This window comes from Amycolatopsis sp. NPDC048633, from assembly GCF_040650695.1.
Classification (GTDB): domain Bacteria; phylum Actinomycetota; class Actinomycetes; order Mycobacteriales; family Pseudonocardiaceae; genus Amycolatopsis.
Genome location: NZ_JBEZHS010000048.1, coordinates 1 through 14,106 on the forward strand (window position 1 = coordinate 1; position 14,106 = coordinate 14,106).

Here is a 14,106-nt window from a genome sequence, read left to right on the forward strand (position 1 = left end):
GCGCTGGAGCTGCCCGAGGAAGCGGTGTCACTGCCGCTGCACGCGGTCAGGGTGAGCGCGGCGGCCGCGGTCAGACCGATACCGGCGATACGAAGTTTACGCACGAAAAATCACTCCAATTGATTACGCGGCTGAGGCGACCGAAACGGTGAGCGCCTCTGTTGATGGGTATTCGGGCCCCGACGGGAACCGGATTGGTCGTTCGGGAAGAAATTCTCAGGCTGCGGTGAAGGTGACGTTGTGCCACCCTGTCGCGCCGTCGGGCACGGTGCCCGCGCGCATGTCGGTCTGGGTGTAGCCGGACTTGTCCGTGGCGCGGCAGTACACCTGGTGCACCCCGGCGGGCAGGTCGACCTCGGTCCACCACATCCGCCACGTGTCGAGGTTGACCTCCTGCGACAGCGTGGTTTCCTGCCACGGCCCCCGGTCCACGCGCACCTCGACCTTCTCGATCCCGGTGTGCTGCGCCCAGGCCACCCCGGCGACGCGGACCTTTCCCTTCGGCACGTTGGCGAATCCGCGGTGCGAGTCGAACCGCGACTCCGTCTTGATCGGCGCCTCCCGGCTCCAGCCCCGTTTCAGCCAATAGGCCTGGCGCGCGGCCCACGTCGTGACCTCGATGTCCACGACCCATTTCGTCGCCGACACGTATCCGAAGAGGCCGGGCGTGACCAGCCGCGCCGGGAAACCGTGCTCCAGTGGCAGCGGCTCGCCGTTCATCCCGATCGCGAGCATCGCGCCGCGGCCGCGGTCCTGGGCCGCCGCGACGGGCGTGCCCGATGTCCAGCCGTCGACGCTGGTGCAGAACAGCTGCTCGGCGCCGGGTTTCACGCCGGCTTCGGCCAGCAGGTCGGCCAGGTCGACGCCGATGAAGTTCGACGTGGACACGTAGTCGCCGCCGACCTCGTTGGACACGCAGGTCATGGTGACGGTGCGCTCGACCAGCGGCCGGTTGCGGATGTCGTTGTAGCCGAAGCGGATTTCGCGGTCGACCATGCCGTGCAGCCGCAGGCTCCAGTCCTCGGTCCGCACCTGCGGCACCGACAACGCCGTGTCCACGCGGTAGAACTTGTCGTTCGCCGTCAGGAACGGCGGGGTGCCGAGCTTGGCGAAGTCGGCGTCGGCCGGGATCGTCGGCGCGGTGCGCGCGGGGATCAGCTTGCCGACCGCTTCCCGGGACGCGGTGGCGTCGCGGGACGAGCTGATCAGCTGCCCGCCCAGGCCGGCCGCACCGGCACCGACGACGACCCCGGCGCCGCCGAGCAGGAACGAACGCCGGGACGTGCCGGTCTTTTCGGCCGACTCCGGCTCCCGCCACACACGAGGCGCGATCCGGTGCAGGAACAGGAAGACGGCGATGCCCACGACCAGGCTGGCGGCCGGCGCCAGCAGCGCGACGGCCGTCAGGTCCGGGCGCTGGTAGACGGCGAACGCGCCGACGAGACCGAACAAGGCGATGAGCACGGTGCCGGGCACCGGCGACCGTCGCGAAAGGACACCCGCGAGCGCGGCGACCAGCACCATGACCACGGCCATGCTGCCCAGCAGCACGAGCTTGTCGTAGGTGCCGAAGGTGCGGACGGCGAAGTCCTTCAGCTCGACCGGGGTGAGGTCGATCGCGCCGTTGCCCACCGCCAGGTAGGGCGAGGCGTTGATGCTGATGAACCCCGCGACCAGGTGCCCGGCCGCCAGCGCGGCGGCGAGGGCGAGGATCCCGGTGAACGCGGCCGCGAAGAACCGCAGCCGCGTCGCTCGTGGCGATGCGGGACTGTCAGGTGGTGAAGTCAGCTTGGTCGCGGCCATGACCAGAGTTCGGCGCGGGACGGCCACAGTATTGGTGCCGTGGCCATCCGGAGACCCATGTCACCCATTCCGGTGACGACGGGACACCGGCCGGAAACTTGTACCAATACGCGGGCCCCCGGCCGACGAAACACCGGTGACAGCTCGCCCGCGGCGCAGTCCGTTCGCTGCGGACGCGGGCACGGCTCCGGCCGGGAAGGACTCACCATGGCCGCCGCGCGCGCCACACCCACCGCTCTTCGACCACTACCCGACGGCGCCCCCGCGGCACCACCGACGCCGGAAGAACTCCTCCGCCGGATCGCACTCGGGGACGAGCAGGCCTTCGCCGCGCTCTACGACCAGCTTGCCGGTCCGATCTTCGGGACCGTGCTGCAGGTCCTGCGCTCCCGCGCGCAATCGGAAGAGGTCACGCAAGAAGTCCTGCTCGAGATCTGGCGCAAAGCCGCGCAGTTCGACCCCGCCCGCGCCAAGGTCACCACGTGGGCGCTGACCATCGCGCACCGCCGCGCCATCGACCGGGTCCGCTCCGAGCAGTCCGCCCGCGACCGCGAGGACCGCGTCGAACTGCTGGACCTGCGCCGGCCCTACGACGACGTCGCCGAGGCCGCACTGTCCACAGAGGAACATCACCTGGTGCGCGAGGCGCTGTCCACCCTCACCGAACTGCAGCGGGAATCCATCCTGCTCGCCTATTTCCACGGACTCACCTGCCGCGAAGTCGCCGAAAAGCTCGGCGTCGCCATCGGCACCGTCAAAACCCGCATGCGCGACGGCATGATCCGCCTGCGGGACGCGTTAGGAGCGACCCGATGACCACCGCCGAAGCCCACACCTTGACCGGTGCGTACGCGCTCGACGCGGTCACCGACCTCGAACGCGCCGCGTTCGCCCGGCATCTGGCCGAATGCCCGACGTGCGGCCGCGAACTCGCCGAGTTCCGCGAGACGGCCGCCAAGCTCGGCATGGCGATGACGACCGAGCCGGGCAACCGGCTGCGCAGCAGGGTGCTGACCGAGGTCGCCACGACCAGGCAGGAGCCGCCTTCGGTCCGGACCGGGACGCGCTCACCTCGTTCGTCACGCAAGCGCGTCGTCGGCATGGTGGCCGCCGTCGCGGCCGCGGCGGCCGTCCTCGTCGGCGGGATCAGCATCGGCTCCCTGCAGTCGGAGCCCGCGCCGACGGCACAGGTCGCCGTCGGGGATGCGCCCGACGCGAGTGTGCTGCACGCGGACGGCGTCGACGGCGGTTCCGCGACGGTGACCCTCTCCCGGCAGCGGGGCCAGGCGGTCGTCGCCACCCAGGCCCTGCCGCCGCTCGGGACCGGCCGCGCCTACCAGGTGTGGGTCATCGGGCCGCGCGGTGCCCAGTCCGCCGGGCTGCTGCAGGCCGGCTCCGGTGTCCTCACCACGCCGCTGCCGGCGGACGCCGACCGCATCGGCATCACGACCGAGCCCGCGGCGGGCTCTCCGCAGCCGACGACATCGGCTGTCGTCCGGGTTCCGCTCACCTGATGCGACGCCGGAGCGGGGGCGGAAGGCGGCGTTCGACGCCGTACGGCTGCAGCTTCGCGGCGAGCGGTCCCCGGAAGGCGTCGGCCAGTCCGGCCACGTCCCACTGGTCCGAGACGACGCTCGGGTGGTCCGCGAAGGCGTTCGTGGTCACCACCGACACGCGGTGCCCGTCGAAGCGGAAGAACTGGCCGGTGATGCCGTCGGCGAGGTCGCTGAGCAGGAACGTCACCAGCGGCGCGATGCGCTCCGGCGGTTTGTCCTCGATCCCGGCGAGCGGCGGCTTGTCCGATGTGGACGGTGCGAGGTCGCGGCCGAGGGCGTGCTCCGTCATGCGGGTCAGGGCCATCGGCGAGATCGCGTTGACGCGGACGCCGACGGATTCGAAGTCGAGCGCGGAGCTGTAGGTGAGCGCGGCGAGGGCGCCCTTGGTGGCGGCGTAGGTGGAGACGGCGGGAAAGCCGAACATGCCACCGGAGGACGCGTTGACGATCGCGCCGCCGCCCTGTTCGCGCATGACTTTGCCGGCCGCCGCCTGGCACAGGAGGGAGCCGAGGACGTTGACCGACACCACGCGGCGGATCGCGGCCGGATCTTCCTCCCACGGCAGGGCTTCGTGGTAGAGGCCGGCGTTGTTGACCAGGCCGTCGAGGCGGCCGTAGGCGCCGACGCAGGTGGACATCAGGGCGTCGACCTGGGCGGGGTCGCTGACGTCGTGCGAACTGGCCACTCCCCCGATCTCGCCGGCGACGGTGCGGGCCTCAGCGGCGTCGACGTCGTTGACCACGACGCGGGCTCCGTGGGCGGCGAGGTCGTGGGCGTACGCGCGGCCGAGTCCTCGGCCGGCGCCGGTGACGACGACGGCGCGGCCGTCGAGCAGGCCGGTCACCGCTTGCTCGCCGACGAGGCCTGGGCCCAGGCCTCGAACTCGAGGACGTCGTCGAAGTCGCCGTCGGTCGCCAGCCCCACCGCGCGTTTGATGTCGGCGGCGAGGGCGGGGTCGAGGGCGGCCCACCGGGTGGCGGTCTCGCAGGCCTCGGCGAGCGGGTCTTCGGCCAGCTTGAGGACCAGGCCCAGTCGGTGGGCTTCTTCAGCGCCGAGGGTGGCGCCGTCGAGGAGGATCGAGAGTGCGCGCTGGGGTCCGAGGGTGCGGACGAGGAAGTGGGTGCAGCCGCCACCGGGGTGCAGGCCGAGGCGGGAGAAGGTGAGGCCGAAGCGGGCACGCGGGCCGGCGATGCGGACGTCGCAGGCGAGCGCGAGGTTCACCCCGGCCCCGACGGCGGCGCCTTGCACGGCGGCGATGGTCGGGATCGGCAGGCGGCGGACGCGCAGGAAGCTCTCGTAGGTGGCGCGGAGGCGGTCACGCAGGGCGTACACGGGCAGGCCGGGCGGGCTGAACGTGGCGGCGAGGTCGGCACCGGCGCAGAAGGCCGTGCCGGCGCCGGTGATGACCAGGACCCGGGGCCGGTCGCCGGGCGACGTGGGGTCCGGGGCCGCATCGGAGGTGCCGGGCGCGGCCCCGGCGGCGGGCACGGTGCCGAGCGCGGCCGTGCCGGGCGAGGTGGAGTCCGAGGTCGGCCCGGAAGTGGTCGGCGCGGCGGGTGCTGCGGCAACTGCGGCCGTGCCGGGCGAGGTGGAGCCCGCAATCGCCCCGGAAGTGGTCGGCGAAGCGTTGCCGGGCGAGACAGCCGCAGCGGCCACGGCAGGACCGGGCGCGGCGGAGGATGCGGTCGCAATCTTGGCGGCGGGTGTACCGAGCGCGGTCGCGGCGGCGATCTCCGCGGCGATGGTGTCCAGCGCCGCCGCCAGGTCGGCCTGCAGCGCCGGCGAGATCGCGTTGCGGCGGTCCGGGTCGGCGAGCCGCAGCAGGCGGACTCCGGGAGCGGGGGTTTCCAGCTCTACCAACGACATGCGCGTCACCCTTCGGGTACTGGGAGCGGACGGGTGGTGACCCGTGACCAGAGCGCGTCACCGTCGGCCAGGTCCCGCGCCCACGGGCGCACCGGGCCCAGCTCGTCGCGCAGGGACCACAGCAGCGTCGTGTAGCGGTGCAGCGAACTTTCCTGCGTGATGCCCATCGCGCCGTGCAGCTGGTGCGCCAGGCGCGCGACCGTCGTCGCCACCGAATCGACCAGCACCGCCGCAGCGGCGACGCGGGCCGGCTCGCACGCCAGCGCCGCCGACGCCGCCACCTCCAGCAGCACCCGGGCGCACTCCATCTCCGCCAACCGGTGCGCCACCGCCTGGAACCGGGTCAACGGCCGGCCGAACTGCGTCCGCGTCGTCACGTGTTCGCGGGTCAGGCGGCACGCGCCCTCGACCGCGCCGAGCGCGGCGTGCACCCGGAGCACCACCAGCCGAAGCGATGCGTCACCCGCCGCCACCACCGGAGCGGAGACGTCCTGGCAGACCACTCCCAGCCGGGGGCGGCCCGCCAAATCCCGCCACGGCGTGCCGTCCGGCGAGTCCACCACCGCCGCGGTGTCCGGGCCCAGGACCGCCACCGGCGAAAACCCCGGCACCGCGTCGAAGGTGAACAGTCCATCGTGGACGGAGAAGTCCCGTGCGAGAGCCGCGGCGCCAACGGAAAGAGAACGCCCGATCGCGACCTCCGCCAGCGGCACCGCACACGCGTGCCGTCCGGTCGCGCGGACCAGGGACGCGAGATCGGCGAACGTCCCACCCGAGCCGCCCTCGGCCTCCGGCACCCCCACCGACGGCCAGCCCAGCTTCTCGATCACCGCCCACCCACCGGACGCCGACCCGAGCACCTCGTCCGCCATCCGGCCGATCTCGTCCACCACCGGGACCGGCGCCTGCCGCGACACGATCGTCAGCAGCACCTCGTCCGTGCCGCCCCGGATCGAGAACCCGGGCGCCGCCAGCTGGGCCTGGGCCAGCAGGCCCGCGAACCCCGGCGCGCCCGGGGCCGGGACGACCTCGCTCACCGTCCGCGCCACGTCGACGACTTCCCGCTCGAACGTCGTGCCCAGGTACTTCAGGACCGCCGCCTCCGCGGAAGGTGCCCGGCCGGCGTCCATCGCCGAGGCGACCCGGCAGGCCAGCTCGCGCAACGTCATGAGCCGCGCCACCAGCACCCCCACCGCCGCTCGGCCCGACGCGTCGAGGTCGCGCGCGGCCAGCGCGTCCAGCAGCGGGAACGTCGAGAGCACCCGTTCCATCCCGCCGCGCTCGAACGACAGCTGCTCGGTGACCTGCTTCCAGCCGCCGCCCTCGACGCCGATCACGCTGCCCGCCGGCAGGCGCACGTCGTCGAACAGCACCTCGTTGAAGTGGTGCTCCCCCGACAGGTCCAGGATCGGCCGCACGCTGACCCCGGGCGTGCTCATGTCGACGACGAACTCCGTCAGCCCGTCGTGCCGGTCGTCACCGTCCGCCGTGCGCGCCAAGACGTAGGCGTGTGTCGCGTGGTGTCCTTGTGTGGTCCAGATCTTGCGCCCGTCCAGCCGCCAGCCATCCGCCGTCCGCACCGCCCGCGTGCGCACCGACGCGAGGTCCGAGCCCGACTCCGTCTCGCTCATGCCGAGGCAGAACGTGATGTCCCCGGCCGCGATCCGGGGCAGGATCTCCCGCCGCAGCTCCGGCGACCCGGACCGCAGGATGGCCGGGCCGATCTGGCGGTCCGCGATCCAGTGCGCCGCCACCGGCGCCCCCACCCGCAGCAGCTCCTCGGTGACGACCAGTCGCTCCACATTGGACTTTCCCGCGCCCCCGGCCGAGGTGGGCCAGGTGATCCCGATCAGCCCGCGCTGGGCCAGCTCGCGGCTGAACTCCGGGTCGTGGCCGCGCATCCAGGCGTCGCACCGGGGCTCGAAGTCCCAGCCCGCCACCAGCTCGCGCACAACCCGGCGCAGCTCGTCCAGTTCCTCATCCACGCACGGCCTCCCGAGCCACGACGTATCCCCGTTCCGCTGCCTCCGCAAGTACCCCAAGAGCCACAGCCTCTTCCACGGCCGACGGCGGTTCCGCCGGCTCGGCACCCGACGTGTCGACGCCGAGGTCCCGCAGCCACCCCACGTCGTCGGACGCGGAAGTCAGCAGACGCGGTTCGGAACCCAGTGCCAAGGTGCCCCAGCGGGTCAGCAGCCGAACCCGCGTCTCCGGACCAGGAGCGGCGGTGACGTGCTCGACCCGCCGCACCAGGCGGGCCGGGTTCGCGCCCCCGTGCAGGAGCAGCAGGTCCCGCGCCCCGGCGGCCGCGTCCGCCGCCCCTCCCCCGCCCGGCAGCCGGACCCGCGGCTTGGCGTAGTCGCCGATGGCCGTCGAGTTGACGCGGCCGGCGAGGTCGACGTTCGCCGCGTCGAGCACCACCAGGTCGACGCGGCGCACCAGTGCGCCCAGCACGTCGTCGGTGCTGCCGCGCCACACGACAGCCGAGCCGAAGGCGGCGAAGTCCGTCGTGGAGGTCGGCAGCGTGTCGGCGGGGCCTTCCGTCGCGAAGCCCGCCTCGAACACCTGCCGCAGCGGGGCCACGCCGAGGCGCGCGGCGACCTCGCCCGCCAGCACCGGCCAGTGGAACCCGGTGAACACCTGGCCGCGCAGCTCGCGGGCGGCGCGGACCAGGAACGAGGTGACGTTCACGCGCCCCTCCCGGCGTATGCCTCGTACGCGGCCACGTCCCGCGGGTAGAGGCCCGGAACGCCGTCCGGCGCCGCCGCGCCCGGCACCTCGACCACGGTGTCCACCAGCAGGCCCGGCAGGTCCACCTCGCGGACGGAGTCCACGACCCGCTCGGCGACGACCACCACCCGGCGCGCGGCCTGTGCGGCGGCGACGGCGTCCCCCGGCGCGTAACCGAAGTGTGCGTCACCGCCCGGGTCGGCGAGACTCGCGTGGACGAACGCCACGTCGATCGGCAGCGCCCGCACGACCGTCGCCGGGCCGAACGGCGAGGCGATCTCCGCCAGCATCCCGCCCGCCCAGTCGTCGGCCAGATAACCGCTTTCCGGCGAGACCACGACGGGCGCGAACGGCACGTCCCGCGCCGCGGCTCCCAGCGCGGCCGACAACGCGCCCAGCGGCAGCTCGTGCCAGCGGATCGCGGCGCCGTCCTGCCACGCGCGCCGGAACTCCCACGCCGGGGCCGGGCCGACGGCGCTCCAGCAGTGCGCGAACGTCACCTCGTCGACGACGCCCGCGCCGATCAGCCGGTCCAGCACCAGCCCGCCCGACCCGATCACCACGTGCAGCCCGGTCAGGCCCCACCGGATCAGCTCGTCGGCGACGGCGAACAGCTGGACGCCGAAGTTGCCGAGCCAGACGGTGTCGCCCGGGCTGACGCTGCCGACGACCGCGGTGAGTCTCGCGGTCACCGCGCGGCACCCGCGGCCTGGCGCACCAGCAGTTGCGCCGGCCGGTAGCGCGGGTCGCCGAAGCGGTCGAGGAGCCCGCGCAGGCCGGTCAGCACCTCGGCGGGCCCGACCTCGGCGAGCCGCTCCAGCGGGCCCGTCGGGTGGTTCATGCCGAGCCGTAGCGCGAGGTCGACGTCTTCGGCGGTCGCGATGTCCTCTTCGACGAGCGTCAACGCTTCGTTGACCATCGTCCACATCAGACGGTCGACGACGAGGCCCGGCAGCGCGAGCACCGGCACGGACACCGCGCCGAGCGCGTCCACGACGTCGTAAGCGGGTTCGATGCCGGCGACGTCGTCCGCCACGACCTCGGCGAACGTCCCTTCGCGGCCCTGGTGCAGGCGGACCCAGCCCACGCCCGGTGGCAGGTGCTCGACCCAGCCCCCGTGGGAGGAGTCGACGGCCACACGCCCGCTCATCCCGCGGACCGCGGCGACGTCCTCGGGTGTGCACCCGGTCGTCCGGTAGACGGTGATCTCACCGTCCGCGATGCGCGCCTGGGATTCGCCGGGCTGTCGCAGCACTGCAGCCTGTGCCTCACGTGGTTTGCCCGCGGCGTAGTCGTAGTAGCCGCGGCCCGCGGTGCGGCCGGTGGTGCCGGCGCGGACCAGCCGGCGGGTCAGCGGAATCGGCCGGTAGCGCGGGTCGCCGAACTCGCGCAAGGCCGTCTCGGACGAGCCGAGGTGCGTGTGCAGGCCGGTGAAGTCCAGCAGCTCCAGGGGCCCCATGCGGTGGCCGAGCGCGCCCTTCACCGCGGCGTCCACCACCGCCGGCGCGACGCCCTGGGTGACGAGCAGCTGCGATTCGTAGTAGAGCGGGCGGCAGACGCGGTTCACGATGAAGTTCGGCGAGTCCGCGCACAGCACCGCGGTCTTGCCGAGCCCGGCGACCCACGCGCGGGCGTGCTCGACGACGTCCGGCGCCGTCATCGCGCCGCGGATGATCTCGACGAGCCGCATCCTGGTGGGCGGGTTGAAGAAGTGCAGGCCCACCACGCGCGTCGGGTCCCCGTAGGCCTTGCCCAGCTCGCCGATGCTCAACGACGACGTGTTCGACGCGACGACGAGGTCGGGGTTCCCGGCCGCCCGCACCTGGTCCAGCAGCGCGACCTTCGCCTCGACCTTCTCGACGATGGCCTCGATGAACAGGTCCGCGTCGCGCACGGCGTCGCCGACACTCGCCGCCGCGGTCACCTCGACCGGGCTGTCGGCGGCCTCGTCCAGAAGCTTCGCGTGCCCCTTCGCCGTCGTCTCGGCGTCGGCGTCCACGACGACGACGGCCGCCCCGGCCTGCGCGAACACCCGCGCGATGCCGCGGCCCATCGGGCCGAGCCCGGCGACCGCCACGCGAAGATCGGACAACTCACCCATCACGCCACCCGTTCGATCACGGCGGCGACACCCTGGCCGCCACCCACGCAGAGACTGGCCACACCCAGCGTGCCGTCCCGGCGGGCCAGTTCGTGCAGCAGCGACACGACCAGTCGGCAACCGCTCTGCCCGGTCGGGTGGCCGAGCGCGATGCCGCCGCCGTTGACGTTCACGCGGTCCTCGTCGAGCTCCAGTGCGCGCACGTTGTGCACGACCTGCGCCGCGAAGGCCTCGTTGATTTCGACGAGGTCCAGGTCGCCGCGCTTGACGCCGGCGGCCTCCAGCGCCCGCGGGATCGCGTAGACCGGCCCGACACCCATCACGGTCGGGTCGACGCCGACGGCGCTGAACGAGCGCACCTTGCCCAGCGGCGTCAGCCCGTGCGCGGCGACGGCGTCGGCACTCGCGAGCACGACCGCGGCTGCGCCGTCGGCCATCTGGCTCGCGTTGCCCGCGGTGACCGTGCCCCCTTCGGCGAACGACGGTTTGAGCTTGGCCAGGCGTTCGGCGGTCGTGTCGGTGCGGAAGCCCTCGTCGCGGTCGAAGACGTCGCCGTCCGCCAGCGGCACCCCGGCGACCTGCCCGGCGAACCGGCCTTCGGCCCAGGCGGCGGCGACCCGCTGGTGGCAGCGCAGCGACCAGGCGTCCTGGGCTTCGCGGGAGACGTCGAACCGGGCCGCGATGTTCTCCGCGGTCTGGCCCATGTTCAGCCCGCACACCGGGTCCGTGCCGCCGTCGCGCCAGCCGTCGGCGAGCACGATGTCACCGCGCCGCACGCCGCCCCAGCGCAGCGCGGGCGGCGCCAGGTAGGGCATCGTGCTCATCGACTCGGTCGCGACGGCGATCGCGATGTCGGCGTCCCCGGACAGGATCGACTGGCGCGCCAGCTGGATCGCCTTGAGCCCGGACGCGCACGCCATGTTGATCGTCTGCGCGGGCGTCTCCTGCGGCAGCCCGGCGCGCAGGGCGACTTGACGGCCCGGGTTGGGGCCGTTGCCGGCCTGGCGGCAGTTGGCCAGCACGAGTTCCTCGACGAGCTCGGGGCCGATGCCGGCGCGGGCGACCGCCTCCCGGGCGGCGAGCACGCCGAGTTCGACGGCGCTGGTCTCGCGCAGCGAGCCGCCGTAGCGGCCGTTGGGGGTGCGCACGGCGCCGAGCAGCAGGACGTCACGGGACACGGGGGGACACCTCTCGTTCGGCAGGGGCACGGACGACCCGCTGCGCCTTGTGCGTGGTCCGCGGCAGCGAGCCCGGCGCGACGACGTCCACGACGGCCCGCACCTGCAGTTCAGCGCGCAACGCGGTGGCGAGCCGCTCAGGCAGCTGTCCGGCTTCGGGCGCTTCGACCTGCAGACGCAGGGCTGTCGGGTAACCGGTGGCGGGATCGGCGAGCGCGGGGTCGAGCACGACGCGGAACTCGGCGAGCCCGCCGACGGTGCGGCGCACGACGTTCTCGACGGCGGACGGGAAAACGTTGACCCCGCGCACCACGAGCATGTCGTCGGCGCGGCCGCGCACCCCGCCCGCCAACCGTGCGTCGGTGCGCCCGCACGCGCACACCGAGCGGTCGAGCACGACGATGTCGCCGGTCCACCAGCGCACGAGCGGGCAGGCCCGCTTGTCGAGGTGGGTCAGCACGAGGACGCCGGGTTCGCCGTCCGGCACCGGTTCGCGGGTGATCGGGTCGAGGACCTCGGCGTACGCGAAGTCCTCGACGAGGTGGCCGCCGGCCTGCGCCTCGCACTCCCACGCGATGGGCTGGAACTCCAGGCAGCCATAGCCGTCGAAGCACTTCGCACCCCACTCGCGTTCGATCAGCGCGCGGGTCGCGGCGACCGCGCCGCCGGGCTCGCCGCCGACCATCACGTGCCGCACCGGCGAATCCGTGAGTGGCCTGCCGAGCTCGCGAGCCCGGGCGGCCAGGTGCAGGAGGAACGACGGCGTGCCGCCGACCGCCGTCGTGCCGTAGCGGAAGAGGGTGTCGATCTGGCGGTCGGTGTCGCCCGAGCCGCCGGGGATGACGGTGGCGCCGAGCTTCGTGTAGCCGAGGGTGCCGCCGAGCCCGCCGACGAACCAGGCGAACCCGAACAGGCATTGGTAGACGTCACCGGGCCGGACACCCTGGCTGTACGCCGCGCGGGCGTACAGCTCGGCCCAGCGGTCGAGGTCGTCCTTCGTCCAGCAGACCGGGGTGGGGCTGCCGGTGGTGCCGGACGAGAAGTGCACCCGGGCGACCTGCTCGCGTGGCACGGCGAGGAAGTCGCCGTACGGCGGGGAATTCTCCAGTGAGCGCTGGTAGTCGGCCTTGGTGGTGACGGGCAGCGCCTGGAGGTCGTCGAGGGTGCGCAGTTCGTCCGGGTGCCAGCCCAGCTCGTCCCACTGACGGCGGTAGTGCGCGCTGGTCTCGTGGACGCGCTTGAGTTGTCCTTTGAGGACGGTCAGGCTCATCGTGGTGCCTCCAGAACGGCGCCCGTGCACATGATGCTCGCGTCGGTGCCGAGAAAGTCCGCCAAGGCGGCGACGTCGGCCTCCGGGGGTGCCACGATCGCGTTGACGCGGACACCGCGGGGTGCGGCTTCGCGGGCGAGTGTGCGGCACAACGACGTGAGCGCGCCGGTGAGCGCCGTGCTGTCCCGGCCGGTGGTGTACTTGAGCAGCACGGCACCGCCGGCGGGAAGAGCCTGCACCGCGTCGCGGGCCTGGACGAAGGCCTCGCCGAGGCGTTCGGCGACCGCGCCCGACGCCGTCTCCGCGAGCCCGGCCTCCCCGGTGATTTCCACGATGATCATGCGTGCTCGGCGGCCACAGCGCGGGAGAGCACGAGCCGCTGGATCTCCGACGAGCCCTCGTAGATCTCCAGCACGCGCTGGTCGCGGTAGAGCCGCTCGGCGGGGCAGGGTTTGCAGAAGCCGTCGCCGCCGAAGACCTGGACGGCGAGGTCGACCGCGCGGTGCGCGACCTCGGAGGTGTGCAGCTTCGCCATCGCGCCGGGCAGCGACACCGGCTGCCCGGCGTCGTAGGCGCGCGCGGCTTCGTAGGTGAGCATGCGCGCGGCCGAGAGGTCGACGGCGAGGTCGGCGAGGCGGAAGCCGATGCCCTGGTTCTCGATGATCGGCTTGCCGAACGTGTGCCGCCGGGTGGCCTCGGCGGCGGCGAGCCGGTACGCCGCCAGCGCGATGCCGAGCCCCTGCGCCGCAACGGAAACCCGGCCGAGGTCCAGGGTCTGCAGGGCGAGCTTGAGGCCGCGGTTCAGCTGGCCGAGGATCGCTTCGGCTTCGACGCGCACGTTGTCCAGCTTGAGGTTGCTGGTCCGCGTGCCGCGGATGCCCATCTTGTCTTCGATGCGGTCGATCGTGACGCCGGGGGCGTCGGCGGCGACGATGAACGCGGTGATCCCGCGCGCACCCGCGTCCGGATCGGTCTTGGCGAAGACGACATAACGGCTGGAGATGCTGCCATTGCCGATGTAGATCTTCTCGCCGGTGAGCCGGTAGCCGTCGCCGTCGGCTTCCGCGCGGCACCTGACGGCCGCCGCGTCGCTGCCCGCGCCTTCTTCGGTGAGCGCGAAGCTGATGGCCTCACCACTGCGCAACGGACCGAGCACGTCGCGCTTCTGCGCGTCGGTACCGGCGAGGCGGACGGGGACGGCGCCGAGCGTGTGCGCGGCGAGGATGGCGCCGGTGGACGCGCAGGCCGCGGAGACTTCTTCGACGACCGCGGTGATGGCCGTCATCGACAGCGCGCCGCCGCCGTGCTCGGCGGGCACGAGCATGCCCGACAGGCCGGTTTCGACGAACGTCTTGATGTGCTCGTGCGGGTAGCGCTGCTCGCGGTCGAGTTCCTCGGCCAGCGGCGCGAAGCGCTCAGCCGCGATCTTGCGGGCCGTCTCGCGCCAGCGTTCGGCTTCGGCGTCGAGGGTCGGTTCCCAGAGCACAGTCTTGGCGGTCATGGCCGTGACTCCCTGTCGTCGTGCGGAGTTCCGGTCGCCGACGGGGTCTGGCCTTGCCAAAATCAACGTCAGCGTAGATGCTGATTACCGTACACGGAGGC

At 73.0% G+C, this 14,106-nt stretch carries 13 protein-coding genes; 2 read left to right on the forward strand and 11 right to left on the reverse strand.

The features are described from left to right. Window positions 1-216 precede the first annotated feature (216 nt). Entirely contained in the window at window positions 217-1,803 is a 1,587-nt protein-coding gene (locus AB0C38_RS45080) for a molybdopterin-dependent oxidoreductase (RefSeq protein ID WP_360686216.1), read from the reverse strand. A gap of 207 nt (window positions 1,804-2,010) precedes the next feature. On the opposite strand from AB0C38_RS45080, the gene sigK reads away from it, so the two are divergent. Then, a complete protein-coding gene (sigK, locus tag AB0C38_RS45085) occupies window positions 2,011-2,619 on the forward strand; it encodes an ECF RNA polymerase sigma factor SigK (protein WP_360686219.1) in 609 nt (202 codons plus the stop codon). After that, the gene (locus tag AB0C38_RS45090; protein ID WP_360686222.1) at window positions 2,616-3,317 is read left to right on the forward strand and encodes an anti-sigma factor; all 702 of its coding nucleotides are present in this window, start codon (window positions 2,616-2,618) and stop codon (window positions 3,315-3,317) included. Before sigK ends, AB0C38_RS45090 begins: the two co-directional genes overlap by 4 nt. Here AB0C38_RS45090 and AB0C38_RS45095 read toward each other — a convergent pair. Genes AB0C38_RS45095 through AB0C38_RS45140 form a run of 10 tightly spaced genes read right to left on the reverse strand, consistent with a single transcriptional unit; the run spans window position 3,310 to window position 14,005 of the window. Continuing rightward, window positions 3,310-4,203 (reverse strand): SDR family oxidoreductase, encoded by an 894-nt coding sequence (locus tag AB0C38_RS45095; RefSeq protein WP_360686225.1) that lies wholly within the window; start codon window positions 4,201-4,203, stop codon window positions 3,310-3,312. The genes AB0C38_RS45090 and AB0C38_RS45095 overlap by 8 nt on opposite strands. Continuing rightward, window positions 4,200-5,225 carry an enoyl-CoA hydratase-related protein gene (locus AB0C38_RS45100; RefSeq protein WP_360686228.1) on the reverse strand — a complete coding sequence of 342 codons (1,026 nt, stop codon included), beginning with the start codon at window positions 5,223-5,225 and terminating at the stop codon, window positions 4,200-4,202. Before AB0C38_RS45100 ends, AB0C38_RS45095 begins: the two co-directional genes overlap by 4 nt. A 5-nt stretch (window positions 5,226-5,230) precedes the next feature. Continuing rightward, window positions 5,231-7,210: an acyl-CoA dehydrogenase family protein gene (locus AB0C38_RS45105; RefSeq protein WP_360686231.1), complete on the reverse strand. Its 1,980-nt coding sequence runs from the start codon at window positions 7,208-7,210 to the stop codon at window positions 5,231-5,233. Continuing rightward, window positions 7,203-7,916, reverse strand: a complete 714-nt coding sequence (locus AB0C38_RS45110) for a hypothetical protein (protein WP_360686235.1) — start codon at window positions 7,914-7,916, stop codon at window positions 7,203-7,205. Before AB0C38_RS45110 ends, AB0C38_RS45105 begins: the two co-directional genes overlap by 8 nt. Continuing rightward, a complete protein-coding gene (locus tag AB0C38_RS45115; RefSeq protein ID WP_360686238.1) occupies window positions 7,913-8,647 on the reverse strand; it encodes a CoA-transferase in 735 nt (244 codons plus the stop codon). Before AB0C38_RS45115 ends, AB0C38_RS45110 begins: the two co-directional genes overlap by 4 nt. Continuing rightward, complete coding sequence (locus AB0C38_RS45120) at window positions 8,644-10,056, reverse strand: 3-hydroxyacyl-CoA dehydrogenase NAD-binding domain-containing protein (protein ID WP_360686241.1); 1,413 nt, start codon at window positions 10,054-10,056, stop codon at window positions 8,644-8,646. The genes AB0C38_RS45115 and AB0C38_RS45120 overlap by 4 nt, the downstream gene beginning before the upstream one ends. Beyond that, window positions 10,056-11,234, reverse strand: a complete 1,179-nt coding sequence (locus AB0C38_RS45125; protein WP_360686244.1) for a thiolase family protein — start codon at window positions 11,232-11,234, stop codon at window positions 10,056-10,058. Before AB0C38_RS45125 ends, AB0C38_RS45120 begins: the two co-directional genes overlap by 1 nt. Beyond that, entirely contained in the window at window positions 11,224-12,504 is a 1,281-nt protein-coding gene (locus tag AB0C38_RS45130) for an AMP-binding protein (protein WP_360686247.1), read from the reverse strand. Before AB0C38_RS45130 ends, AB0C38_RS45125 begins: the two co-directional genes overlap by 11 nt. Further along, window positions 12,501-12,845 (reverse strand): Rossmann fold domain-containing protein, encoded by a 345-nt coding sequence (locus AB0C38_RS45135; protein ID WP_360686250.1) that lies wholly within the window; start codon window positions 12,843-12,845, stop codon window positions 12,501-12,503. The genes AB0C38_RS45130 and AB0C38_RS45135 overlap by 4 nt, the downstream gene beginning before the upstream one ends. Then, window positions 12,842-14,005, reverse strand: coding sequence for an acyl-CoA dehydrogenase family protein (locus AB0C38_RS45140; protein ID WP_360686253.1), 1,164 nt, complete (start codon window positions 14,003-14,005; stop codon window positions 12,842-12,844). Before AB0C38_RS45140 ends, AB0C38_RS45135 begins: the two co-directional genes overlap by 4 nt. Window positions 14,006-14,106: the final 101 nt, after the last annotated feature.